General features: G+C 59.7%; 26 protein-coding genes. 9 read left to right on the top strand and 17 right to left on the bottom strand.

The genetic code is table 11. The features are described from left to right. The 7 genes from J3361_RS04385 to J3361_RS04355 all read right to left on the bottom strand — a co-directional run. A partial coding sequence (locus J3361_RS04385; RefSeq protein WP_207962775.1) for an ATP-binding cassette domain-containing protein occupies nucleotides 1-333 on the bottom strand: 333 nt, incomplete at its 3' end. A 61-nt stretch (nucleotides 334-394) separates the two neighbouring features. After that, entirely contained in the window at nucleotides 395-1,135 is a 741-nt protein-coding gene (locus tag J3361_RS04380) for an amino acid ABC transporter ATP-binding protein (protein ID WP_279382042.1), read from the bottom strand. Then, nucleotides 1,132-2,634: an argininosuccinate lyase gene (gene argH / locus J3361_RS04375; RefSeq protein WP_207962774.1), complete on the bottom strand. Its 1,503-nt coding sequence runs from the start codon at nucleotides 2,632-2,634 to the stop codon at nucleotides 1,132-1,134. The genes J3361_RS04380 and argH overlap by 4 nt, the downstream gene beginning before the upstream one ends. Next, complete coding sequence (locus tag J3361_RS04370) at nucleotides 2,604-3,323, bottom strand: amino acid ABC transporter permease (protein WP_207962773.1); 720 nt, start codon at nucleotides 3,321-3,323, stop codon at nucleotides 2,604-2,606. Before J3361_RS04370 ends, argH begins: the two co-directional genes overlap by 31 nt. Nucleotides 3,324-3,330: 7 nt before the next feature. After that, entirely contained in the window at nucleotides 3,331-3,993 is a 663-nt protein-coding gene (locus J3361_RS04365; protein WP_207962772.1) for an amino acid ABC transporter permease, read from the bottom strand. A 13-nt stretch (nucleotides 3,994-4,006) separates the two neighbouring features. Continuing rightward, nucleotides 4,007-4,852, bottom strand: a complete 846-nt coding sequence (locus J3361_RS04360; protein ID WP_207962771.1) for a transporter substrate-binding domain-containing protein — start codon at nucleotides 4,850-4,852, stop codon at nucleotides 4,007-4,009. 13 nt (nucleotides 4,853-4,865) lie between these two features. Next, complete coding sequence (locus J3361_RS04355; RefSeq protein ID WP_207962770.1) at nucleotides 4,866-5,066, bottom strand: hypothetical protein; 201 nt, start codon at nucleotides 5,064-5,066, stop codon at nucleotides 4,866-4,868. 25 nt (nucleotides 5,067-5,091) lie between these two features. Here J3361_RS04355 and J3361_RS04350 point away from each other — a divergent pair, with 25 nt between their 5' ends. The 4 genes from J3361_RS04350 to J3361_RS04335 all read left to right on the top strand — a co-directional run bounded on the left by J3361_RS04350 (nucleotide 5,092) and on the right by J3361_RS04335 (nucleotide 7,290). After that, nucleotides 5,092-5,994, top strand: coding sequence for a LysR substrate-binding domain-containing protein (locus tag J3361_RS04350; protein ID WP_207962769.1), 903 nt, complete (start codon nucleotides 5,092-5,094; stop codon nucleotides 5,992-5,994). 121 nt (nucleotides 5,995-6,115) lie between these two features. Then, a complete protein-coding gene (locus tag J3361_RS04345) occupies nucleotides 6,116-6,532 on the top strand; it encodes an ACT domain-containing protein (RefSeq protein ID WP_207962768.1) in 417 nt (138 codons plus the stop codon). A 108-nt stretch (nucleotides 6,533-6,640) separates the two neighbouring features. Further along, entirely contained in the window at nucleotides 6,641-6,931 is a 291-nt protein-coding gene (locus tag J3361_RS04340; RefSeq protein WP_207962767.1) for a type II toxin-antitoxin system ParD family antitoxin, read from the top strand. 2 nt (nucleotides 6,932-6,933) lie between these two features. After that, on the top strand, nucleotides 6,934-7,290 hold the full coding sequence (locus J3361_RS04335; protein ID WP_207962760.1) for a type II toxin-antitoxin system RelE/ParE family toxin: 357 nt from the start codon (nucleotides 6,934-6,936) through the stop codon (nucleotides 7,288-7,290). Nucleotides 7,291-7,304: 14 nt separating this feature from the next. Here the strand turns inward: J3361_RS04335 and glcC are convergent, their stop codons facing one another. Then, on the bottom strand, nucleotides 7,305-8,072 hold the full coding sequence (gene glcC, locus J3361_RS04330; protein WP_207962758.1) for a transcriptional regulator GlcC: 768 nt from the start codon (nucleotides 8,070-8,072) through the stop codon (nucleotides 7,305-7,307). Nucleotides 8,073-8,304: 232 nt separating this feature from the next. Between glcC and glcD the strand changes: the two genes are divergently transcribed. From glcD to glcF, 3 genes are read left to right on the top strand one after another with little or no spacing between them, the layout of a single operon-like run. After that, entirely contained in the window at nucleotides 8,305-9,804 is a 1,500-nt protein-coding gene (glcD, locus tag J3361_RS04325) for a glycolate oxidase subunit GlcD (protein ID WP_207962757.1), read from the top strand. Next, nucleotides 9,804-10,868: a glycolate oxidase subunit GlcE gene (glcE, locus tag J3361_RS04320; protein WP_207962755.1), complete on the top strand. Its 1,065-nt coding sequence runs from the start codon at nucleotides 9,804-9,806 to the stop codon at nucleotides 10,866-10,868. Before glcD ends, glcE begins: the two co-directional genes overlap by 1 nt. 3 nt (nucleotides 10,869-10,871) lie before the next feature. Next, complete coding sequence (gene glcF / locus J3361_RS04315) at nucleotides 10,872-12,089, top strand: glycolate oxidase subunit GlcF (RefSeq protein ID WP_207962753.1); 1,218 nt, start codon at nucleotides 10,872-10,874, stop codon at nucleotides 12,087-12,089. Nucleotides 12,090-12,108: 19 nt separating this feature from the next. Here glcF and arsJ read toward each other — a convergent pair whose 3' ends face one another. Genes arsJ through J3361_RS04300 form a run of 3 tightly spaced genes read right to left on the bottom strand, consistent with a single transcriptional unit; the run spans nucleotide 12,109 to nucleotide 14,879 of the window. Continuing rightward, nucleotides 12,109-13,329 (bottom strand): organoarsenical effux MFS transporter ArsJ, encoded by a 1,221-nt coding sequence (arsJ, locus tag J3361_RS04310; protein WP_207962751.1) that lies wholly within the window; start codon nucleotides 13,327-13,329, stop codon nucleotides 12,109-12,111. Between the two features lie 9 nt (nucleotides 13,330-13,338). Then, complete coding sequence (locus J3361_RS04305) at nucleotides 13,339-14,343, bottom strand: ArsJ-associated glyceraldehyde-3-phosphate dehydrogenase (RefSeq protein WP_207962750.1); 1,005 nt, start codon at nucleotides 14,341-14,343, stop codon at nucleotides 13,339-13,341. 23 nt (nucleotides 14,344-14,366) lie between these two features. Continuing rightward, nucleotides 14,367-14,879: a cyclin-dependent kinase inhibitor 3 family protein gene (locus J3361_RS04300; RefSeq protein ID WP_207962749.1), complete on the bottom strand. Its 513-nt coding sequence runs from the start codon at nucleotides 14,877-14,879 to the stop codon at nucleotides 14,367-14,369. A gap of 492 nt (nucleotides 14,880-15,371) precedes the next feature. Here J3361_RS04300 and J3361_RS04295 point away from each other — a divergent pair, with 492 nt between their 5' ends. Continuing rightward, complete coding sequence (locus tag J3361_RS04295) at nucleotides 15,372-15,572, top strand: DUF4880 domain-containing protein (RefSeq protein WP_207962796.1); 201 nt, start codon at nucleotides 15,372-15,374, stop codon at nucleotides 15,570-15,572. Nucleotides 15,573-15,599: 27 nt separating this feature from the next. Here J3361_RS04295 and arsH read toward each other — a convergent pair whose 3' ends face one another. From arsH to J3361_RS04270, 5 genes are read right to left on the bottom strand one after another with little or no spacing between them, the layout of a single operon-like run. Further along, nucleotides 15,600-16,316 (bottom strand): arsenical resistance protein ArsH, encoded by a 717-nt coding sequence (gene arsH / locus J3361_RS04290; RefSeq protein ID WP_207962748.1) that lies wholly within the window; start codon nucleotides 16,314-16,316, stop codon nucleotides 15,600-15,602. After that, nucleotides 16,306-17,382, bottom strand: a complete 1,077-nt coding sequence (gene arsB, locus J3361_RS04285; RefSeq protein ID WP_207962742.1) for an ACR3 family arsenite efflux transporter — start codon at nucleotides 17,380-17,382, stop codon at nucleotides 16,306-16,308. The genes arsH and arsB overlap by 11 nt, the downstream gene beginning before the upstream one ends. Before the next feature lie 17 nt (nucleotides 17,383-17,399). Further along, nucleotides 17,400-17,870 carry an arsenate reductase ArsC gene (locus J3361_RS04280; protein ID WP_207962740.1) on the bottom strand — a complete coding sequence of 157 codons (471 nt, stop codon included), beginning with the start codon at nucleotides 17,868-17,870 and terminating at the stop codon, nucleotides 17,400-17,402. A gap of 27 nt (nucleotides 17,871-17,897) precedes the next feature. Next, nucleotides 17,898-18,269 carry a metalloregulator ArsR/SmtB family transcription factor gene (locus J3361_RS04275; RefSeq protein WP_207962738.1) on the bottom strand — a complete coding sequence of 124 codons (372 nt, stop codon included), beginning with the start codon at nucleotides 18,267-18,269 and terminating at the stop codon, nucleotides 17,898-17,900. Nucleotides 18,270-18,277: 8 nt separating this feature from the next. Further along, nucleotides 18,278-18,691, bottom strand: a complete 414-nt coding sequence (locus J3361_RS04270; protein ID WP_207962736.1) for an arsenate reductase ArsC — start codon at nucleotides 18,689-18,691, stop codon at nucleotides 18,278-18,280. 264 nt (nucleotides 18,692-18,955) lie between these two features. On the opposite strand from J3361_RS04270, the gene J3361_RS04265 reads away from it, so the two are divergent. Further along, nucleotides 18,956-19,228, top strand: coding sequence for a hypothetical protein (locus J3361_RS04265; protein WP_207962734.1), 273 nt, complete (start codon nucleotides 18,956-18,958; stop codon nucleotides 19,226-19,228). 52 nt (nucleotides 19,229-19,280) lie between these two features. Here the strand turns inward: J3361_RS04265 and J3361_RS04260 are convergent, their stop codons facing one another. Continuing rightward, a complete protein-coding gene (locus J3361_RS04260) occupies nucleotides 19,281-20,636 on the bottom strand; it encodes an FAD-dependent oxidoreductase (RefSeq protein ID WP_207962732.1) in 1,356 nt (451 codons plus the stop codon). Between the last annotated feature and the right edge of the window lie 4 nt (nucleotides 20,637-20,640).

The following is a 20,640-nucleotide window of genomic DNA, read 5'->3' as shown; positions in this document are numbered from 1 at the left end:
CCACATCGGCGCCAGGGTGCAGTTCTGCAGGATGGTCAGGTGCGGGAACAGGTTGAAATGCTGGAACACCATGCCGACTTCACGGCGGATCGCTTCGATCTGCTTGAGGTCGTTGGTCAGCTCCACGTCATCGACCACGATGCGACCCTGCTGGTGCTCTTCCAGGCGGTTGAGGCAGCGGATGGTCGTGGATTTGCCGGAACCCGACGGGCCGCACAGGACGATACGCTCGCCCTGCTTGACGTTCAGGTTGATGTCTTTCAAGACTTGGAACTGGCCGTACCATTTGTGCACGCCCTCCATGCGGATCATGCTTTCAATCACTTCATTCATCACAAACTCCCCATGCAGGAGGCCCGGGCTCACGTTGAGCCGCGAACTGGATTCCAGCGTTCTAGTGAAGGACCGCTTGCAGGAACTGTCGCGTTCGCGCTTCCTTGGGTGCGGTAAAGATCTGCGAGGGCGGCCCCATCTCGACAATCCGTCCGCCGTCGAAGAACACCACCCGATCCGCCACTTCCCGGGCGAAGCCCATTTCGTGGGTCACGACGATCATGGTCATGCCTTCCGCAGCGAGCCCCTTCATCACATTCAACACGTCGCCCACGGTTTCCGGGTCCAGCGCCGAGGTGGGTTCATCGAACAGCAGCAACTTGGGCTTCATGGCCAGGGCACGGACGATCGCTACCCGCTGTTGCTGGCCGCCCGACAGCTCGGACGGATAGCCCTCAGCCTTATGCCGTAGCCCGACGCGATCCAGCAGCGCCAACGCATCGCTTTGCGCCTGGGCCTTCGAGGCGCGCTTGAGCTTGACCGGCGCCAAGATCATGTTCGCCATCACCGACATGTGCGGGAACAGGGTGTAGTCCTGGAACACCATGCCCACCTCCTCCCGCAGCTTCGCCAGCGCCTTGCGATCACCGGCCACGATCGACTCACCGGTGCCAATCACCACGCTGCCCGCCGAGGGTGCTTCGAGGCTGTTGAGGCAACGAATGAACGTGGATTTCCCCGAACCGCTGGGACCGATGATTACCACCACTTCGCCTTCAGCCACGGCCAGGTCCACGCCCTTGACCACCTCGTGGTCACCGAACCGCTTGTGCAGCCCGCGCACCGTCAACATCGTCTTCATAGGCCCGCCTGCGCCCGGGTCGCCACCTGCAAACGCTCCTGGGCCGCCGCCAGGCGATCACGACGGGCCTGGTTGGCGTGGCGTTCCGTGGCGATACGGGTGTTGGCGCGCAATAGGCTTGGCTTGAGGGAAGCCATCGACGGGCCGCCCGCCGAAATCCGCGCCTGTACGTTGGCGGTCGGGTCGAGGCAATCGCGCACTTTCTGGGCCGGCAGGTTCAGTGCGTGCCCCAGTTGCTCCAGGGCACAGGCATCAACCATCGCGGTATCGATCTGGTGCGCCAGCAGGCCTGCATCCATGGCCCTGCGCACCACCCCGCCTACCACGTGATGGGCCTCGCGGAACGACAGGTCGGCCTCCTGTACGATCAGGTCGGCCAGGCCGGTGGCGGTTGAGAAATCCTCGCCCGCCCGGCGTACCGCCAGCTCGGCATTCGGCGTCGCGGTGCGCAATACCAGATCCAGTAGTTTCAGGCAGCGCAGGCTTTCTTCGGCGGCCTCCCAGAACCCACGGGGCCCCTCCCGATTGCCGTCGCCGGTGTGGGAGAAATTACTGCCCTTGATGCTGATGCTCGCCCCCATCAGCAGGCCGACGATATGCCCGCTGCGGCCCTTTAGATACTCCAGCACCGTGGGATTTTTCTTCTGGGGCATGATGCTCGACGTCGCGGCCACGCTGTCAGGAAAATCGATCAGACTGAATTCGTGGGTGCTCCAGACGAAATAGTCCTGGGCCACGCGGCTCCAGAACACCGCCAACAGACTCAGGTGCGACAGGCTTTCGAGCATGAAGTCCCGCGACCCGACCGCGTCGAGGGCATTGTCCAGATAGCCATCGAAACCCAGCAGTTCGGCGGTGCGCCCACGATCGATGTTGAACGGCGTCCCGGCGAAGGCCGCCGCCCCCAGCGGGCTCTGGTTCATCGACTCCAGGGTCTGGGTCAGGCGCTTGCAGTCGCGGGCCAACGCCTGCTCCACCGCCGAAAGGTAATAACCGTAGGTGATCGGTTGCGCCGGTTGCAGGTGGGTATACCCCGGCATCACCACATCGGCGAACACCTCGGCGTTGTTGATCGCTGTCTGCCGGACTTCCAGCAAGGCATCGATCAAGTCCATCAACACTTCACGGCAACGCAGCCGATCGAGCGTGGCGAGGATGTCATTGCGGCTGCGGCCGGTATGCAGGCGGCCGCCGATGTCGGTGCCGATCCGCCCGATCAGGTGGGCCTCGTAGTTGAAGTAGGCATCTTCACGGGACGGATCGAGGGTCACGTCGCCAGGCCCGGCCTCCTCCATCTCCAGGACGCCCCTGGCCAACACCGCAGCATGCTCATCCCGGATCAGGCCCTGCTCGGCAAGCATCACGATGTGGGCCTTGTTGATATTGCCCAGCAGGTCGAACCCCTCGGCGAAACCCTGCAGGCGCGGCCGGTAGATGTACTCGTTGACTTCTGGCGCGGTGGCTTCCTTCAGGCGCCGGCTGACTTTGGATGCTTGCATGTTGGAACCTCTTTGGGAGTGGCACGCGTCACTGGGCGACCCAGACGACGTTCGAGATAACGGCTGAGCCAGCTCAGCAGGGAACAAATGACGAAATACACCAGCAGCACCAGGCCATAGACGGTGAACGCCGGGCTCACACCGGTCATGACCGTGTCCCGTTCGATGATGATCTGGCCGACCTTGAGAAATTCGCCGACACCCACCAACGCGCCCAGGGACGTAGCCTGTACCAGCATGGTCAGCAGGCCGGTATACGCCGGCAGGATGGCGCGCATCGACTGTGGCGCGATCACGTACAGATAGATCTGCCAGGGACGCAGGCCCAGCGCCCAGGCGCTTTTCCATTGGTGGCGCGCCACCGATTCCAGGCCACCGCGCACGATTTCGATGCCATTGGCGCTGCCCCACAGGGTCAGGCCGGTGGTCACCGCCACGAACGGGCTCAAGTCCAGGCCCAGCATCGGCGCACCGAAAAAGACGAAGAACACATTGACGATCAGCGGGATCGAACGAAACAGTTCGACGTAACCGTGGATCGTCCAGCGCAACAGGCGATTCTTCAGCGTCGCCAGCACCCCGAGAACGATGGAGATCAGCGTGGTGAACAGCAACACCACCAACGCCAGGCGCAGGGTCATCCATAGGCCCTTGCAAACGAAGGCCCAGTTTTCGATCAGAAAATTCATACTGGCCTCAGTATTGGAAAGGTCGTTGCAAGCGGGCCGAGAGCCGTCCCGTCAGCAATGCCAGGATTCCCACCAGCGCCAGGTAGATCACGCAGATGGCGCTGAACATTTCGATGGCGCGAAAATCCGTGGCAATGCGATCCACCGCGACGAACGTCAACTCGGCTAGGCCGATGGCTTGCAGGTAGGAAGAGTTCTTGAGCAGCGAAATGGCGGTGTTCAACATCGCCGGCAGGCTGGTCCGAAACGCGATGGGCAAGGCCACCAGGCAAAAGTAATGCGCGGGCTTGAGACTCAGGGCTACGCTGGCTTCACGCATACCCTGCTCCACCGTCGCCAGCCCTCCCCGCACGTTCTCGATCTGGTAGGCACCGGCCCAGAGTGACAGGCACAACACGCCCGACCAGAACAACGACAGCCCCATGCCGATGGCGGGCAACCCGTAGAAGATGAAAAACAACTGCACCAGGATCGGCGTGTTACGGATCAGCTCCACGTACAGCGCTACGACTTGCGCCAACACCGGCACCTTCATCACCCGCGCCGCGCCACCGAGGACACCGACGAGCAATGAGCAACCGATGGCGAGCACCGACACCCGCAACGTCATCTGCACACCATCGAGCAACGCCGGCCATTGGGCCAACAGGTAGTTGAAATCGAAATCCATGGCTGACATCCGCTCAAAGAGCTTCGGCAGGCTTGGGCTGCTCGAAGACGCTGATGTAGTAGCTCTGGATGCCCTGGGGCACGAATTGCTGGATCCAGCCACGGAACAGTTTTTCCTCGTGCATGCGCGCGACGGCAGCACTGAGGTAGTCGCGCCAGGCCTCATCGTTCTTGCGCACACCAATGGCGGCATCGGAAATCTGGAACGGCTCATTGAGCAGGCGCGCGTCCTTGTCGTTGTCCGCCACCACCACCAGCGTCGCCGCATCATGGGTGTAGGCATCGGCACGGCCCTGGCGGAAGGTCTGCAGCGCATCGGCGGCGCTGTTCATGCGCAAGGTCTTGACCTCCGGCATGTGGTCCTCGAACCATTTCGCCTGCACCGAGCCCTTGAGGGTGGCGAGTGTCTTGCCCTTGAGGTCAGCGATCTTCTTGATCGCGCTGTCCTTCTTCACTACCACGTCGCTGGCACCCCAGCGGTACGGCGTACTGAAGTCAATCACGCGCAGGCGTTCAGGGGTGACGCCCAGGGTCGCGATGAGGAAATCGACCTTACGCCCCAGTAGCTGCGGGACACGGTTTTCCGCCGTGACGCAGGTGAACGACACATTGTCCTTCGAGCCCAGGGACCACAGCGCGATCTGCCGGGCCATCTCCACTTCGACACCGGCGAACTGGCCGCTGCTGTCCTGGAAGCCGTACGGCGGTTGATCGCAGCGCACGCCGGCACGCAGGTGGCCGGCCTCCTTGATCTCATCCGGAACCGCAGGCAGTTCGCTCGCGTGGGCCTGGGCCAGACCACCCAGCGCCAGGCACGAGAACGCCAGCGCATGGCCAAGAATCTTGAATGAAAACGACATGATGCCTCCTGGTTTACATATCGGTATCGATCGCCTGGAGGCTGCTCGACACCATGAAATACAAGGGCAGAAATGAGATAAAGCGCGGCGTTTTTTTATGCTTATGACTGCCGTATGCTCGAACCGCATCGCCGTTCCCGCCTTCGCGTTCACGTCGATGGAAAGATTTATAAAGCCTGCTGCTCATGCAAACAAATGACAATTCATCAGTCATTCATACCAAATTGATATGGGACGCCATGAACTTCAAACAAGTCGAAGCCTTTCGCGCAGTCATGTTGAGCGGCTCGATGACCGCCGCGGCCGAGTCTCTGCATACTTCTCAGCCGAACGTCAGTCGCTTGATCGCCCAACTGGAGCGCAACGCCGGTTTCAAGCTGTTCGAACGGGTTGCCGGACGCCTGTTGCCGACGGCGGAAGGGGCCGCGCTGTTCGCCGATGTCGAGCGAGCGTTCATCGGCTTGCACAGCCTTGAGAAGTCCGCGCAGAACATCCGGCGCGCCGGCACCGGGCGCTTGCGTATCGCCGCGGTCCCGTCCCTGTCGCTGACGGTATTGCCCCGCGTGATCCAGCGCTTTCGCCAGGAGAACCCGGACGTCGCGATCTCGCTGCACACCAACGACTCGCCGATGGTGGGCCATTGGACGGCCTCGCAGTTCTGCGATTTGGGACTGGCGTCGTACGTTGGCGAGGACATGCCGGGAGTGACGACTCAGTTGATATGCGACGTGCCAGGCGTTTGTATATTCCCCAAGGGCCATCGATTGAGCGCACTGGCGTGCACCGGTCCGGAAGATCTCAAAGGTGAGGAGTTCATTTCGCTGTCGCAAAATGACGGCTCCCGCGCCCGGGTCGACCGGGCATTTCCCGAAGACCGGGGCCACCGAAAGTTGAGCCTGGAAACGCCTTACGCCGCCACCGCTTGCTCACTGGTAGGACTGGGCCTGGGTGTCAGCATCGTCAGCCCGATCGTTGCGCTGGAGTACCTGCACACCGGCATCGAAACCCGCCCCTTTCGCCCGCAGATACGTTTCTCGACCTACCTGCTGCTACCGGCAGACAGGCCGCAAAGCCTGCTGACGCAACGGTTCGGGCAATTGATCCATGAGATGCTCGCGGATGTCGCCAAGGATTGGCAGTGAGCAGCAAGGTGTCGCCAAGGCGGCACCATCATTTTTGCTTATCCGTCATCAGCACTATGAACGGCACCTGCCGGGAAACTCCTTGAGAATGCCCGCTTACCCATCAACCAGGTGAATCAAGATGTCAGGCGAAAAATCGATAGCGAAATTGCTCAGCGGCATGCGCCCATCACTCAATGAAGGCGATTACGTCTTCTGCTGCGTCGCTGACCCTGGCCTCGTCAAAGACGAAGAGGTGCTTGGCAGCTTCCGCGAAAAAGAAGGCCTGACCGTGATCATCGAACGCAGCAGGGCCCAGGCCTTGGGGCTGGACTTCGACTACGTCGCCGCCTGGATCACCTTGACCGTACATTCGGCCCTGGATGCCGTGGGCTTGACCGCAGCCTTCGCAACGGCCTTGGGAAATGCCGGCATCAGTTGCAACGTCATCGCGGCCTACTACCACGACCATATCTTCGTCGGGCGGGAAGATGCGCAGCGGGCGATTGAGGTGTTGGAAGCGCTGGCTCGGTCGGGAGGTAGCGACGATTGCCGGTGATGCTTGTAAATCATGGCGGCTAACCTCTCATTGAATGTATGCGTTCGCGGAAGGATTGGCATACTATGCCAGCAATCCACAATCTGCTTGCCTGCTGCTGGAGCTATCATGGCCACCCGAAACGTTGTACTCACTCCTCACCAGGAGCAAGTTATTCATGACTTGGTCCAGTCCGGCCGTTATCAGAATGCCAGCGAAGTGATGCGAGAAGGTTTGCGCCTATTGGAGCAGCGTGTGGCCGAAGACGCCGCAAAAATCGAGGCCCTGCGTCAAGCGGCCTCGATCGGCATCATGGATCTTGAACACGGGCGTTTCACTCATCTGAGCGAAGAAGGCTTGGAACATTACTTGAATGAACTGAGCGTGGAAGCAGCGCTCCCGGCAGGAGAGAAACACTGAGCATGTCTCAGTATCGGATTTCCAACGCGGCGCGGGCCGACATTGTCGACATCCTCAGGCTCTCCCAGACGCAGTTCGGCGATCAAGCACGCCAGCGTTATCAGATTCTGATCCTCTCTGCGCTGCAAGACATCGCCGGCATGCCCTCTCGGATTGGCAGCCAGGACCGTGATGAGCTAGCGCCGGGCCTTCGCAGTTACCACCTCATCTATTCCCGCCAGCAGGCCAAACATCCCTTCGGGACAGTCAAAAGCCCGCGCCATATCGTGTTCTACCGTGTGGCAAAGGACGACGTCATCGAAGTCGTCAGACTCCTTCATGATGCCATGGAGGCGCAGTTGCATCTTCCCAACGGTTGATTCAGATGCGCCACCTACGCCCACCCCTCAAGCCGCAACGTCGCCCGCACCAGGCGTTGCTCTTCGTTCTCGATTTCCTTGAGGTTCTCGCAGATGCTCTGGATGTGGGCGATGGCGGCCTTGCGCGCCTGCTCCGGCAGGCGACCGGTCACGGCGTTGTAGAGCCGGGCGTGTTGGCGGTCGATCTGACGTTTCTGCGGTTCTCGGTGGTAGAGGTTGTTGACCGAGGCAAACACTGAAGTGAGCAACAAGTCCGTCAGCGAACGCAAGGTTTGCACCAGCACCGGATTGTGTGAAGCCTCGCAGATCGCCAAGTGAAATGCATGGTCAAGCCGGGCATGGGCGCTGGCTTCCAGGGAACGGTCGTGGGCATCGAGCAAGGCCTCGTAGCTGCGGGTGATGAGGACGAAATCCGCCTCGGTCCCGCGCAACGCCGCCAGGCGCGCGGACTCGCCCTCCAGCAGGCTGCGGACCTCGAATAAATCATAAAGCGTGCGTGGCTGTGAACTGAACAGGTGCATCAATGGCGAGGCCAAGCCGTGTCCGGACAGCTCGGCCACGAATGAGCCCTTGCCTTGCTCGGTCTTGATGATCCCGCGCGCGCGCAGCAGCTTCAGCCCCTCGCGAAGGGCGGTGCGCGAGACGCCGAGTTTTTCCGTCAACCGCCGCTCCGACGGCAACAGCTGCCCGGTCTTGAGCACGCCGTCGACAATCAGGCGCTCGATGCGTTCACAGACCACGTCGGCGACCTGCAGGTTACGGCTCGCTTCTGCGCTGTCCATTGAATCTCCAACTGGTATGACCAGCCTCGGAACAGGCTCTACGCCCGTCAAACCAAATCAATAACTACTTGTTTCTATAACGTTTTAGTCGACCATCAAAAAAAACCTGATGACTAAACTGGTTCGACCAGTCCAACAGCCCATAGACAGTAGAACGCCTCGGGCCAATGATGCAAGTCAGCCGTATCGGAACAGACCTCTAATAAAAACAACCGAGTGTCGCCTACGAACGATGAACATTCTCTACGATGAACGTGTCGACGGCGCCCTGCCTGACGTCGACAAAAACGCGCTGCTATTGGCCCTGCAAACCCAGTTGCCTGACCTGGAAATCCTGCACCAGCGCGAAGCGCTCAAGCCGTACGAATGCGACGGACTCTCCGCTTACCGCACCACGCCCATGCTGGTGGTGCTGCCGCGCCACATCGACGAGGTCCAGGGCGTGCTGCGGCTCTGCCATGAGCGCAAGGTGCCTGTCGTCGCCCGTGGCGCGGGCACCGGTTTGTCTGGCGGTGCCTTGCCATTGGAAAAAGGCGTGTTGCTGGTAATGGCGCGCTTCAACAACATCCTGCACATCGACCCCGCCGCCCGTACCGCGCGGGTTCAACCGGGGGTGCGTAACTTGGCGATTTCCCAGGCGGCCGCGCCGTTCGGCTTGTACTACGCGCCGGACCCTTCCTCGCAGATCGCCTGCTCCATCGGCGGCAATGTCGCGGAGAACGCCGGTGGCGTGCATTGCCTCAAATACGGGTTGACCGTGCATAACCTGCTCAAGGTCGACATCCTCACCGTCGACGGCGAGCACCTGACCCTGGGTTCCCAGGCCCTCGACTCGCCCGGGTTCGATCTGCTGGCATTGTTCACCGGTTCCGAAGGCATGCTCGGGGTGATTACCGAGGTCACGGTCAAGCTGTTGCCCAAACCGCAAACGGCCAAAGTGCTGCTGGCCGCCTTCGATTCCGTTGAAAAGGCGGGGCGCGCCGTGGGTGACATCATTGCCGCCGGCATCATCCCGGGCGGCCTGGAGATGATGGACAACCTGGCCATTCGCGCCGCCGAAGACTTCATCCATGCCGGCTACCCGGTGGACGCCGAAGCGATTCTGTTGTGTGAACTCGATGGCGTGGAAGCCGACGTCCACGACGACTGCAACCGCGTGCGCCAGGTATTGGAACAGGCCGGCGCCACTGAAGTGCGCCAGGCTCGCGACGAGGCCGAGCGCGTGCGTTTCTGGGCCGGACGCAAGAATGCGTTTCCTGCCGTGGGCCGCCTCTCGCCGGATTATTACTGCATGGACGGGACGATCCCGCGCCGGGAACTGCCCGGTGTGCTGCGCGCCATCGCGGCGTTATCGGCCGAGTATGGCCTGCGGGTGGCCAATGTTTTCCACGCCGGCGATGGCAACATGCATCCGCTGATCCTGTTCGATGCCAACCAACCGGGCGAGCTCGATCGCGCCGAAGCCTTGGGCGGCAAGATTCTCGAATTGTGCGTGGAGGTCGGCGGCAGCATCACCGGTGAGCACGGTGTCGGCCGCGAGAAGATCAACCAGATGTGCGCGCAGTTCAACAGCGATGAGCTGACCGTGTTCCATGCCGTCAAAGCGGCGTTCGATCCGAGCGGGCTGCTCAACCCCGGCAAGAACATTCCGACGCTGCATCGCTGCGCCGAGTTTGGCGCCATGCACGTTCATAGGGGTCAGTTGCCCTTCCCCGACCTGGAGCGTTTCTGATGGGCAGTGAACAGGATTTCGACGCCAGCGCAGCGCTGCTGGAACAGGTCAACCAGGCGCTGGAGAACGCCACCCCGCTGCGTATCCAAGGTTCCAACAGCAAGGCATTTCTTGGCCGCCGCGTGGCTGGCGAAATACTCGACACCCGCTCGCACCGGGGCATCGTCAGCTACGACCCAACTGAATTGGTGATCACCGCTCGCTGTGGCACGCCATTGGCAGAATTGTCCGAAGTGCTCGACGCGTCGCAGCAGATGCTGCCTTGCGAACCGCCCGCCTTTGGTGAAAACGCCACCGTCGGCGGCATGATTGCCTGCGGACTCTCAGGGCCACGACGCCCTTGGTCAGGCTCGGTGCGCGACTTCATCCTCGGCACGCGGGTCATCACCGGTCAAGGCAAGCACTTGCGCTTCGGCGGCGAGGTCATGAAAAACGTTGCCGGCTACGACCTGTCGCGCTTGATGGCCGGCAGCTACGGCGCGCTTGGCGTGGTGACCGAAGTGTCCCTCAAGGTCCTGCCAAAACCGCGACAGACCTTGAGTATCAGCCTGGAGATGGACGCCGACCGGGCCTTGCTGCGCCTGGCGGAATGGGGGCAGCAACCACTGCCGATCAGTGCCGCGTGTCACGATGGCCAGCGCCTGCACCTCAGGCTCGAAGGGGGCGAAGGCTCGGTGGCGGCAGCCCATGACCGTTTGGGTGGAGAACGGCTGGATTCTGCGTACTGGCAAGACCTCAACGAACATCGCTTGAGTTTTTTCGATGAGGACCTGCCTCTTTGGCGCCTCTCGCTGCCCCATGACACGCCTCGGCTGCCCCTGCCGGGCGTTCAATTGATCGATTGGGGTGGCGCCCAGCGCTGGCTCAAATCCGCGGCCGAAGCGACCTTCATTCGCTCGATCGTGGAGGAAGTCGGCGGACATGCGACCTGCTACACCCCTGGCCTGATCGACAGCCCCTTCCAACCGCTGCCCGATGCCCTGATGCGCTACCACCGGAACTTGAAGCGACAACTTGATCCTCGGGGCCTCTTCAACCCCGGTCGCCTGTACGCGGAGCTTTGAACCATGCAGACCACCTTGAGCGACGACGCCCGCCAGCTACCCCGCGCCGAAGAAGCCGAGCGCATTCTGCGCAGTTGCGTGCACTGCGGTTTCTGCAATGCCACCTGCCCGACCTATCAACTGCTGGGTGATGAATTGGATGGCCCGAGGGGCCGCATCTACCTGATCAAGCAAGTGCTGGAAGGCAACGAGGTCACGCGCAAAACCCAGCAACATCTGGATCGTTGCCTGTCATGCCGCAATTGCGAAACCACCTGTCCTTCCGGTGTCGACTACCACAACTTGCTGGACATCGGCCGGGCGGTGGTCGACGCGGCAGTGCCGCGCCCGCTCGGCCAGCGTCTGTTGCGCGAGGGGTTGCGCGGCGTGCTGCCCAATCCCGGGCTGTTCAAAGCGCTGGTGCGCAGTGGCCAGGTGTTCCGCGCGGTGCTGCCCAGCACGCTGCAAGTCAAGTTGCCGCGCAACGTGCATCCGGCGAAGCCACGACCAACCACCCGTCATGCCCGGCAAGTGCTCATGCTCGAAGGCTGCGTGCAACCGAGCCTGTCGCCCAATACCAATGCGGCGGCTGCACGGGTACTGGATCGGTTGGGGATCAGCGTCACCGCGATTAACGAGGCCGGTTGTTGCGGTGCGCTGGACTATCACCTGAACGCCCAGGCCACCGGCCTCGACCGTGCCCGCCGCAACATCGACGCCTGGTGGCCGCGCATGGAAGGCGGTGCCGAGGCCATCGTGCAAACCGCCAGCGGCTGCGGTGCCTTCATCAAGGATTATGGTCATCTGCTCAGCAGCGATCCGGCGTATGCCGACAAGGCCGCAAAGGTCAGCGCCCTGGCCAAGGACCTGGTTGAGGTGCTGCGCGGCGAACCGTTGGATAAGCTCGGCGTACACGGCGACCAGCGCCTGGCCGTTCACTGCCCCTGCACATTGCAGCATGCGCAAAGACTCGGGGGCGCGGTCGAAACACTCCTGGAAAAGCTTGGATTCAACCTGACGCCGGTGCCCGACAGCCACCTGTGCTGCGGCTCGGCGGGCACTTATTCGCTGACCCAACCCGAACTGGCTCGGCAACTGCGCGACAACAAGCTCAACGCCCTGGAAAGCGCACGCCCCGACGTCATCGTCACCGCCAATATCGGCTGCCAGTCCCACCTCAATAGTGCTGGGCGAACGCCTGTCAGGCACTGGATCGAACTGGTCGAAGCCGCGCTGCCTTGACCGAGCAATCGGAGGGACTTCAAACCGCCTTGGCATGCCTGGGCAATGCAATGGATATCAGCGCGGCCAGCAATACGAAGGCGCTCGAGATCCACAAGCACGTTGCCAGACCGTACAACTGATAGACCCAGCCGGAGAGGACGGTGCCAATCAGTCGTCCCATGGCGTTGGACATGTAGTAGAAACCCACGTCCAGCGACACCCCGTCTTCCTTGGCATAGGACACGATCAGGTAGCTGTGCAGGGAAGAATTCACCGCGAACAGCGCGCCAAAGACCATGAGGCCGCCGAGCAGTACCGTCTGTGGTGACCACCCGGCGTTGAGCCCAAGCGCAATCAAGGCTGGCAAGCCCGCCAGGGCAAGGGCCCACCGGAAGGCTGCACGACCATCCGGCACATGTCCGTTTTTCTTGCCGGTGATGTCGGGGGCGAAGGATTGCACGATGCCGTAGCCAATCACCCAGGCCGCCAGGAAGCCACCGACCTTCCAGAAATCCCAGCCGAATACGCTGCTCAGGTACACCGGCAAAGCCACCACAAACCAGACATCGCGGGCACCGAACAGGAACATCCGCGCCGCCGAAAGGATGTTGATTGCCCGGCTTTTGGATAACAGATCCCGGAACTTGGGCTTGGCTTTGGCCTTGCCCAGGTCCTTCTTCAACACAATCAGACTGCTGACCCAGATCAGCGCCAGGACCGCCGCCATGGCCAGCAGCGCACCTTTGAAACCGATCCAGGCCAGCAAGGCTCCGCCAAGAAAGAAACCGACGCCCTTGAGTGCGTTCTTCGAGCCGGTGAGGATCGCCACCCACTTGTAAAGCTTGCCTTGCTGCCCATCGGGGACCAGCAGCTTGATCGAGCTTTTAGCACTCATCTTGTTCAGGTCCTTGGCGATCCCCGACAACGCCTGGGCCCCCATCACCCAAGGGATGGTCAGCCAGGCCAGCGGAACCGTGAGCATCAGCAGCGCCACGACCTGAAGGCCCAGCCCGATGTTCATGGTCCGGTTCAGCCCCAGCCGAGCGCCGAGGTAACCGCCCACCAGGTTGGTGATCACGCCAAAGATTTCGTAGAACAGAAACAACGCGGCGATTTGCAGCGGGCGGTAGCCCAGCGCGTGGAAGTGCAGCACCACCAACATGCGCAAGGCGCCATCGGTGAGGGTGAAGGCCCAGTAATTACCCGTCACGAGCAGGTACTGTCGCACTTGTGGCGCGAGGGCTGACAAGGCTTTCATGGCCGCTCCTCAGACTGCCAGACCGACCAGTTTGGCCAATTCAACGGTGCGGTTGGCATAACCCCATTCGTTGTCGTACCAGGCATAGAGTTTGACCTGGGTGCCATTGATGACCATGGTCGACAGCGCATCGATGATCGATGAGCGCGGGTCGGTGCGGTAGTCGATGGACACCAAAGGACGCTCCTCAAAACCGAGGATATCTTTCAATTCGTTCTCGGAAGCGTCCTTGAGGAACTGATTCACTTCTTCGACAGTGGTGGCCCGCTCGACTTCAAAGACACAGTCGGTCAGCGAAGCGTTGGCCAGCGGCACGCGTACCGCGTGACCGTTCAGGCGTCCACGCAGCTCCGGGAAGATCTCGGCGATGGCCGTGGCCGAGCCGGTGCTGGTGGGAATCAGGCTCATCCCCGAAGCACGGGCACGACGCAGATCCTTGTGCGGCTGATCGAGGATGCTTTGGGTGTTGGTCAGGTCATGGATGGTGGTAATCGAGCCGTGGCGAATGCCGAGCTTTTCATGGATGACTTTCACCACGGGCGCCAGACAGTTGGTGGTGCACGAAGCCGCCGTGACGATGCGGTGCAACGCAGGGTCGAACAGGTGCTGATTGACGCCCATGACCACGTTCAACGCACCGCTCTCCTTCACCGGCGCGCAGACCACCACCCGCTTGACGCCCTGATCCAGGTAAGCCTGCAACACCGCCACGGTTTTCATCTTGCCGCTGGCCTCGATCACCAGGTCGCAGCCGGACCAATCTGTCTCGGCAATCGCCTTGTTGGCCGTTACCTTGATGCGCTTATTGTCGATAACGACGCTGTCGCCCTCGGCGCTGGCTTCATTGTTCCAACGGCCATGCACCGAGTCGAAGTTGATCAGGTGCGCATGGGTCGCCGCGTCGCCCGCTGGATCGTTGATCTGCACAAATTCAAACTCTGGCCAGCTCCACGCTGCTCGCAGAGCGAGGCGACCGATCCGGCCAAAACCATTGATGCCAATTTTAATAGTCATGTTGTCGTGCTCTGTCTCTGGTGTCAGTGGGCGTTCGTCTGGGTGTCGAACTGGCCGATGTATTCAATGTGGGCAGGATGCTGAATGGCACGCGGACGCAACGACTGAACATCGCGGATGGCATCGCTGAAGGGCACGCCGGTTTCGATCAACAATTGTGCGGCGACCAAACCGGTACGGCCCGAACCACCCTTGCAATGGATGGCAATGGTTTTCCCTTCGGTCAATAGTTGCTTGAGTCGCGGGACGTGCTGCGTCCATGCGGCTTTAAAGGCCTCGCCTGGCGCCTGATCGTCTTCCACTGGCAGGTGAAACCACTCGATGCCGAGCATCTGACACTCTTCCGGCAGCAGGTTGATCTCATTCTGAAGCAACTCCTCGGTTGGCATCAGCGTCAGCAATGCTGAAGCACCAGCATCTTTAAGCGTTTGCAGCGCCTCGAAAGGCCGGGTGCCCTTTGTGCCAGGGCAAGGGGTGAAGATCAGTTGGCCTTTGAACTGCACCAAGGGCAAGACGGAGTATGGATGCTGTTGCACGATGAAGAATCCTCAAAAAAGTGCACCGAACTGAACGGTGCCGTGAGCTGCGCAGCCCAACTGAACACAACGTAGATGCCGAGAAACCAAGGATGGAAGCAGCCACTCATTCGACTTCAATATATACGATAAAACAAATATAAGAACATCTGACGTCAGGGCTCTCATCATCCTGACAGAGCGACGGTCAGGAGACATTCCAGAGTGTTGATGCGAAAACCGTCGGCACGATGGTTTCCAATCCTAAAAGTGCTGAGTATGTCACTAGAAAAATTCTTCAACCGCATTCGTAAATTCATATATGCAGATTATGTAATATACCTGTCATTACGCAGGCGCTAATCTCCGTTTGACGGTCACTCAAGCAGGAGGCTGAAATGAAGGTGCCAGTTGTGAACGGCTTGCCGGCACGAGGCGTTCGCCTTTGCTGCCGGATGCTTCGGAATCGTCGCCTTGAATAACACTCCAGACCATGAGACTCCCAAGAACGAAGTGTCTTCGGTTCCATGCACTGAGCAATTAAAGAGCGAAGCCCAAGACTGGATCGTGCACCTCACTTCAGGGCGCGCGACCACAACTGATGCCAAAGCTCTCAAGGCTTGGTGCCAACGTAGTTCTGCGCATGCCTATGCGTTTGCAGAAGCAAAAGCTCTTTGGCATGCCTTGAAAAATGCAGCGCAAAGCTCGTTCTAGCCGAAAACGGTGACACCCCGCCGCGTTTCAAATCGACCGCTGGTTAACGCGCTTCATCAGCTCCTCCGCCGATTCCTTGCGCTCGGAATAACGATCCACCAGATAGTCCTGCCGGTCCCGAAGCAACAGCGTGAATTTCACCAACTCCTCCATCACATCCACGACACGGTCGTAGAACGGGGACGGTTTCATCCGGCCGTTATCGTCGAACTCCATATAGGCCTTGGGTACGGAGGATTGGTTGGGGATGGTGAACATGCGCATCCAACGCCCCAGCACTCGCAACTGATTAACCACGTTGAACGACTGCGAACCGCCGCACACCTGCATCACCGCAAGGGTCTTGCCCTGGGTCGGTCGCACCGCGCCCATGGCCAGCGGCACCCAATCGATCTGCGCCTTGAACACAGCGCTCATGTTTCCGTGACGCTCAGGAGAGCACCAGACCTGCCCCTCGGACCACAACACCCATTCACGCAGTTGCTTCACCCGTGGATGGTCGTCGGGAGCATCATCTGGCAGCGGCAAACCTGACGGATTGAAGATCCGCGTCTCGGCGCCGAAGTGCTCCAGCAGTCGAGCGGCCTCCTCCACCAGCAGACGACTGAAGGAGCGCTCACGCGTGGACCCGTACAGCAGCAAGATGCGCGGCTTGTGAGTGGAGGTCCTTTCGACACCGAGCTTGTCTGCCGAGGGCAGATCGACCAGTTCAGTGTTGAGTTGGGGGATGTGGTCATCGTACATAATCATTGTCCTGCGCAACGGCGCTCTTGGAGTCATCGAACCAACGGCGTTTCAACCAAAGAGCCACACCGACCAGGGAAATCAGTACCGGCACTTCAACCAGCGGTCCAATCACCGTGGCAAAGGCGACCGGGGAAGCCAGGCCGAAAGTAGCAATAGCCACGGCGATCGCCAGTTCGAAATTATTGCTTGCGGCTGTGAAAGCCAACGCGGTGGTGCGTGGGTAGTCAGCTTCGAGCATTTTTCCCATCCAGAAGCTGATGAAAAACATCACCACGAAATAGATCGTCAGTGGGATTGCGATGCGCAACACATCCAGCGGCAACTGCAATACCACGTCGCCCTTGAGGCTGAACATGGCCACGATGGTCAACAGCAGCGCCACCAGCGTCAGCGGGCTGACTTTGGGAATGAAGCGCTCTTGAAACCAGGCTTCGCCTTTGCGAGCGATGAGGATCTTGCGGGTCAGGAATCCTGCCAGGAATGGCACACCCAGGTAGATCAGCACCGACTCGGCAATGCTGACAAAGCTGGTTTCAATCACGCTGCCTTCCAACCCGAACAGCGGCGGTAGCAGCCCCAGGAAGACCCAGGCATACACGCTGAAAAACAGGATCTGGAAGATGCTGTTGAACGCCACCAGTCCGGCGACATACTGATTGTTGCCGCCCGCGATCTGGTTCCAGACCAGCACCATCGCGATGCAACGAGCCAAACCGATGAGGATCAGACCGGTCATGTATTCCGGCTGGTCCCGCAAGAAGATGATCGCCAGTGCGAACATCAACACCGGGCCGATGATCCAGTTCTGCACCAAAGACAAAATGAGGATGCGCTTGTCCTTGAAGACCTCCGGCAGTTCCTCATAACGAACCTTGGCCAGAGGCGGATACATCATCACGATCAAGCCGATAGCGATTGGGATATTGGTAGTACCCACAGAAAGACTGTTGAGCCACCGCGGCCAGCCTTCGAACAGACTTCCCAGACCGATGCCCAAAGCCATGGCGAGAAAAATCCACAGCGTCAGGTAACGGTCAAGAAATGAAAGGCGGCTCTTACTCATGATCATTGCTCCTGTGGTTACAGCGTGCCAATGAGAGCCAGCTCTGTCTTGAGCTGCTCGGCACTCAGTTGAGAAAGCGGTAAAGCCAGGAAGGCCTGGATACGGGTCTTGATCTGCTCCAGGGTGGCTTCAAACGCCGCCTCGATCTCTTCTTGGGTTCCGTGGTAATCCGAAGGATCAGCCAGCCCCCAGTGGGCCTTGGTGGCCGGCCCGAAAAACACAGGACATGCCTCCCCGGCGGCCTTGTCGCAGACCGTGATGACGAAATCAGGTGCCAAGTCCATATGGACATCACTGGATTTACTGAACAGCCCGAGCGTCGAGATGCCGGCCCGTTCCAACGTTTTTAGACTCAGTGGATGCACTTCGCCTTTGGGTTGACTGCCCGCGCTGTAGGCTTTCATGCCGTCAGGTGCCAAGTGATTGAAGACCGCCTCACAAAGGATGCTACGGCAGCTGTTGGCAGTGCAGAGAAAAAGGATTTTCATCGAACGGTCTCGTAGTCGAAGGCGGAATCAAGCGACCTTGTTTTCACAGCACACGGCTGCACGTTCAGGACGGTCACCCATTTCATCAAGGCGTTTGGCATCAGGGCTTAACCAATGCTTGTTGCTTTCCAACGTCGTCGTCAGCACTTGATGAACCCAATCGGGAAGATTCGGGTGCAGCCGGTAATAAACCCATTGGCCTTGCCGACGGTCCGAAAGCAGCCCGCACGTGCGCAGCTGCGCCAGGTGCCTGGAGATTTTTGGCTGGCTCTCGTTCAACGCACAGGTCAGTTCGCAAACACAAAGCTCCTCTTCCCGAGTGATGAGCAGCATGGTGCGAACACGGGTTTCATCAGCCAGGCATTTAAAAACAGTAGTGGGTGTCAGATGGTCAGCCATATCGATTCTCAGCGTTTGGTTTTCACCAAGACGAACATCTTGATGCGCTCATGGATTTCATGAAGCGTGTGGCGAAATGCGTCGGGCTTGGTGCTGGCGACCGGATCTTCGAAACTCCAGGCCAATACCTCGCCAGCCCCCGGTAAGGATTGGCACTCCGCTGCTGCTTTATCGCACAACGTGATGACGAAATCGAAACGCTCACCTCGAAACTCGTCGATCGACTTACTACGCAGCCCTTCGATGCTCACCCCAAGGTGGGAGAGCGCGTCAAAGGTCCGTGGATCGACCTGGGTGGGGACGGTGCCGGCGCTGAACGCCTCGAAATGCTCCGAATCGGTATGCCGCAGCAGCGCCTGCGCCAACTGCGAGCGGGCAGCGTTGGCGGTACAAACGAACAGAACACGGGTTTTGCTGGTCATCGTGGAGATCTCAGATCACATACGGTTTTTCGAATATACGTTTCCATGCATGAGCAGTAAAGCCGTAGGCCGAAGAAAACTCTGTAAAAGTCAGATTCTCTCCTCACTCTACTCTTAAGCCCAGTATCTACGGGGATATCACAAAATTACCAGCAGACCGTCAGCATGTGCATCTGGATAATCGGATATATGAATTTTGTAATAAGCCTGTCATGCACTTGGGGGTAGCCTCGGCTCCGATCCAACCAACCTGGAGCCTGAGAGATGAAAAAACTGACAATTACCATCGCCTTGTTGAGCAGCCTGTTTACGGGCATCAGCTTCGCGAGCCAGTACGACAAGCCCGGATTCTTTACCAAAGTGGAAGACGGCCGCCTTTGGGTCTTCTATTCAGGCTCAGAACAGCTGAAGGAATTCAAGGCGCACGGCGAGCCGGCCAAGCAGTACACGGCAGTCGGGGGAGGCCCAGAGGGGATGACCGTTAAGTCCGGTGACGAGAAAGCGCTCAAGGACTATTTGAGTAGGGTTAAAAAATAAGACTGCTCCCCGGATCCCCCCTGAAAAAAGGGGTGGATCCGGTAGATGGAAGCTAGCCTTTGCAACAACCAGGCGAGTCCCGAGACGCGACTTCAGCAGCGTCTCCGCCAGCCCCACAGCAAGAGCGCTGAACTGGCGAAACCTTCGATTGATCATCGACTTCATCGAAGTCCGAGTTGCAAATGCCAGTCTCCGGAAGGACCAGCTCAACCCTTTTCGCCGCCTCCCAATCGCCGGCCAATGCCGCGACAACAGACCGTATCTGCTCATAGCCCGTCATCAACAAAAACGTTGGTGCTCGGCCATAGCTTTTCATTCCCACAATGAACAAGTCTTCCTCTGGATGTGACAGCTCTATCGCGCCATGGGGCCTGACCGTACCGCAGCTGTGCTCGTTGGGATCAATCATGGGTGCGAGCACCACTGGGCTTTGGGTCGCAGGATCGAGTGCGATACGCAGCTCGCTGAGCAGGCTCAGGTCAGGGCGAAATCCAGTCGCCACAATCAGCTCGTCCGCGGGTGGAAGCACCTGCCCGCCCGCCTTCACCACCACTCCCTGACCGTTGTCGGCGATCTGATCGATAGCGACGTTCCTGAACAGCTCAATCACGCCGTCATCCAATAACTGGCGAATCTTCAGGCCGAGCTTTCCGCGCTCTTCCAATTGGTCATTCGCACCTCCACCCAGAATGCGCTCAAGAGAGTTACCGCGGATCGCCCAGAGCACCTTGGTTTGCGGCGCCTCCTGAGTCAGTCGCACCAGATCCTGAAGGGCGTTGAACGCGGAGTGACCACCACCCACCACGAGCACTCTTTTGTTGGCATAACGGTTCCGGGCACAACCCAATACCTGGGGAATGCCGTACGTAATGCGCGCTGCATGCTCGATCTCGCCCAAAGCAGGGATGCCATGGGCGCCCATCCAGTTGGGTGTCAGGTAGGTGCCCGAAGCATCAATGACAGCGCGGGCCAGCACATCTTGTTCACCCGCTGTTCCTGCGACACGCAGTAAAAAAGGCGCGGCCGATCTGCCCTGGGTCTTCATCACATCCTGACCGAAGCGTGTGACCGCCAGAACACGGGTATTGAGCTGCAAGTGACGCCTGATCTGTTCCAGATCCGCGAGCGGTCGAACAAATCGGTCCAGCAGTTCACGGCCCGTTGGATACTCGTTTTCCGCTGGTGGAATCCAACCATAGGCGAGCAAAAGCTTGGCCGCCTCCTTGTCGACGTTGAACTGCCATGGAGAAAACATCTTCACGTGCGCCCATTCTTCAATACTGGCCCCGGCTTTCGGGCCAGCTTCCAGAATCAGCGGGGTAAGACCTCTGGCCAGCAGGTGAGCGGCGGCGGCAAGGCCCACTGGCCCCGCTCCAATGATGGCGACCGGAAGTTGCTTGTTTTCCATGATC

Origin of the sequence: Pseudomonas sp. OA65 (assembly GCF_017498305.1) — a bacterium.
In the GTDB taxonomy this organism is placed as follows: Bacteria; Pseudomonadota; Gammaproteobacteria; order Pseudomonadales; family Pseudomonadaceae; genus Aquipseudomonas; species Aquipseudomonas zanjanensis.
This window is presented reverse-complemented; position numbering and strand designations above follow the sequence as displayed.

Excerpts from the sequence above, each read along its gene's own strand:
- J3361_RS04380 (WP_279382042.1), bottom strand. The coding sequence starts at position 1,135 with ATGAAGACGATGTTGACGGTGCGCGGGCTGCACAAGCGGTTCGGTGAC.
- argH (WP_207962774.1), bottom strand. The coding sequence starts at position 2,634 with ATGCAAGCATCCAAAGTCAGCCGGCGCCTGAAGGAAGCCACCGCGCCA.
- J3361_RS04370 (WP_207962773.1), bottom strand. The coding sequence starts at position 3,323 with ATGAATTTTCTGATCGAAAACTGGGCCTTCGTTTGCAAGGGCCTATGG.
- J3361_RS04365 (WP_207962772.1), bottom strand. The coding sequence starts at position 3,993 with ATGGATTTCGATTTCAACTACCTGTTGGCCCAATGGCCGGCGTTGCTC.
- J3361_RS04360 (WP_207962771.1), bottom strand. The coding sequence starts at position 4,852 with ATGTCGTTTTCATTCAAGATTCTTGGCCATGCGCTGGCGTTCTCGTGC.
- J3361_RS04355 (WP_207962770.1), bottom strand. The coding sequence starts at position 5,066 with ATGACTGATGAATTGTCATTTGTTTGCATGAGCAGCAGGCTTTATAAA.
- J3361_RS04350 (WP_207962769.1), top strand. The coding sequence starts at position 5,092 with ATGAACTTCAAACAAGTCGAAGCCTTTCGCGCAGTCATGTTGAGCGGC.
- J3361_RS04345 (WP_207962768.1), top strand. The coding sequence starts at position 6,116 with ATGTCAGGCGAAAAATCGATAGCGAAATTGCTCAGCGGCATGCGCCCA.
- J3361_RS04340 (WP_207962767.1), top strand. The coding sequence starts at position 6,641 with ATGGCCACCCGAAACGTTGTACTCACTCCTCACCAGGAGCAAGTTATT.
- J3361_RS04335 (WP_207962760.1), top strand. The coding sequence starts at position 6,934 with ATGTCTCAGTATCGGATTTCCAACGCGGCGCGGGCCGACATTGTCGAC.
- glcC (WP_207962758.1), bottom strand. The coding sequence starts at position 8,072 with ATGGACAGCGCAGAAGCGAGCCGTAACCTGCAGGTCGCCGACGTGGTC.
- glcD (WP_207962757.1), top strand. The coding sequence starts at position 8,305 with ATGAACATTCTCTACGATGAACGTGTCGACGGCGCCCTGCCTGACGTC.
- glcE (WP_207962755.1), top strand. The coding sequence starts at position 9,804 with ATGGGCAGTGAACAGGATTTCGACGCCAGCGCAGCGCTGCTGGAACAG.
- glcF (WP_207962753.1), top strand. The coding sequence starts at position 10,872 with ATGCAGACCACCTTGAGCGACGACGCCCGCCAGCTACCCCGCGCCGAA.
- arsJ (WP_207962751.1), bottom strand. The coding sequence starts at position 13,329 with ATGAAAGCCTTGTCAGCCCTCGCGCCACAAGTGCGACAGTACCTGCTC.
- J3361_RS04305 (WP_207962750.1), bottom strand. The coding sequence starts at position 14,343 with ATGACTATTAAAATTGGCATCAATGGTTTTGGCCGGATCGGTCGCCTC.
- arsH (WP_207962748.1), bottom strand. The coding sequence starts at position 16,316 with ATGTACGATGACCACATCCCCCAACTCAACACTGAACTGGTCGATCTG.
- arsB (WP_207962742.1), bottom strand. The coding sequence starts at position 17,382 with ATGAGTAAGAGCCGCCTTTCATTTCTTGACCGTTACCTGACGCTGTGG.
- J3361_RS04280 (WP_207962740.1), bottom strand. The coding sequence starts at position 17,870 with ATGAAAATCCTTTTTCTCTGCACTGCCAACAGCTGCCGTAGCATCCTT.
- J3361_RS04275 (WP_207962738.1), bottom strand. The coding sequence starts at position 18,269 with ATGGCTGACCATCTGACACCCACTACTGTTTTTAAATGCCTGGCTGAT.
- J3361_RS04270 (WP_207962736.1), bottom strand. The coding sequence starts at position 18,691 with ATGACCAGCAAAACCCGTGTTCTGTTCGTTTGTACCGCCAACGCTGCC.
- J3361_RS04265 (WP_207962734.1), top strand. The coding sequence starts at position 18,956 with ATGAAAAAACTGACAATTACCATCGCCTTGTTGAGCAGCCTGTTTACG.
- J3361_RS04260 (WP_207962732.1), bottom strand. The coding sequence starts at position 20,636 with ATGGAAAACAAGCAACTTCCGGTCGCCATCATTGGAGCGGGGCCAGTG.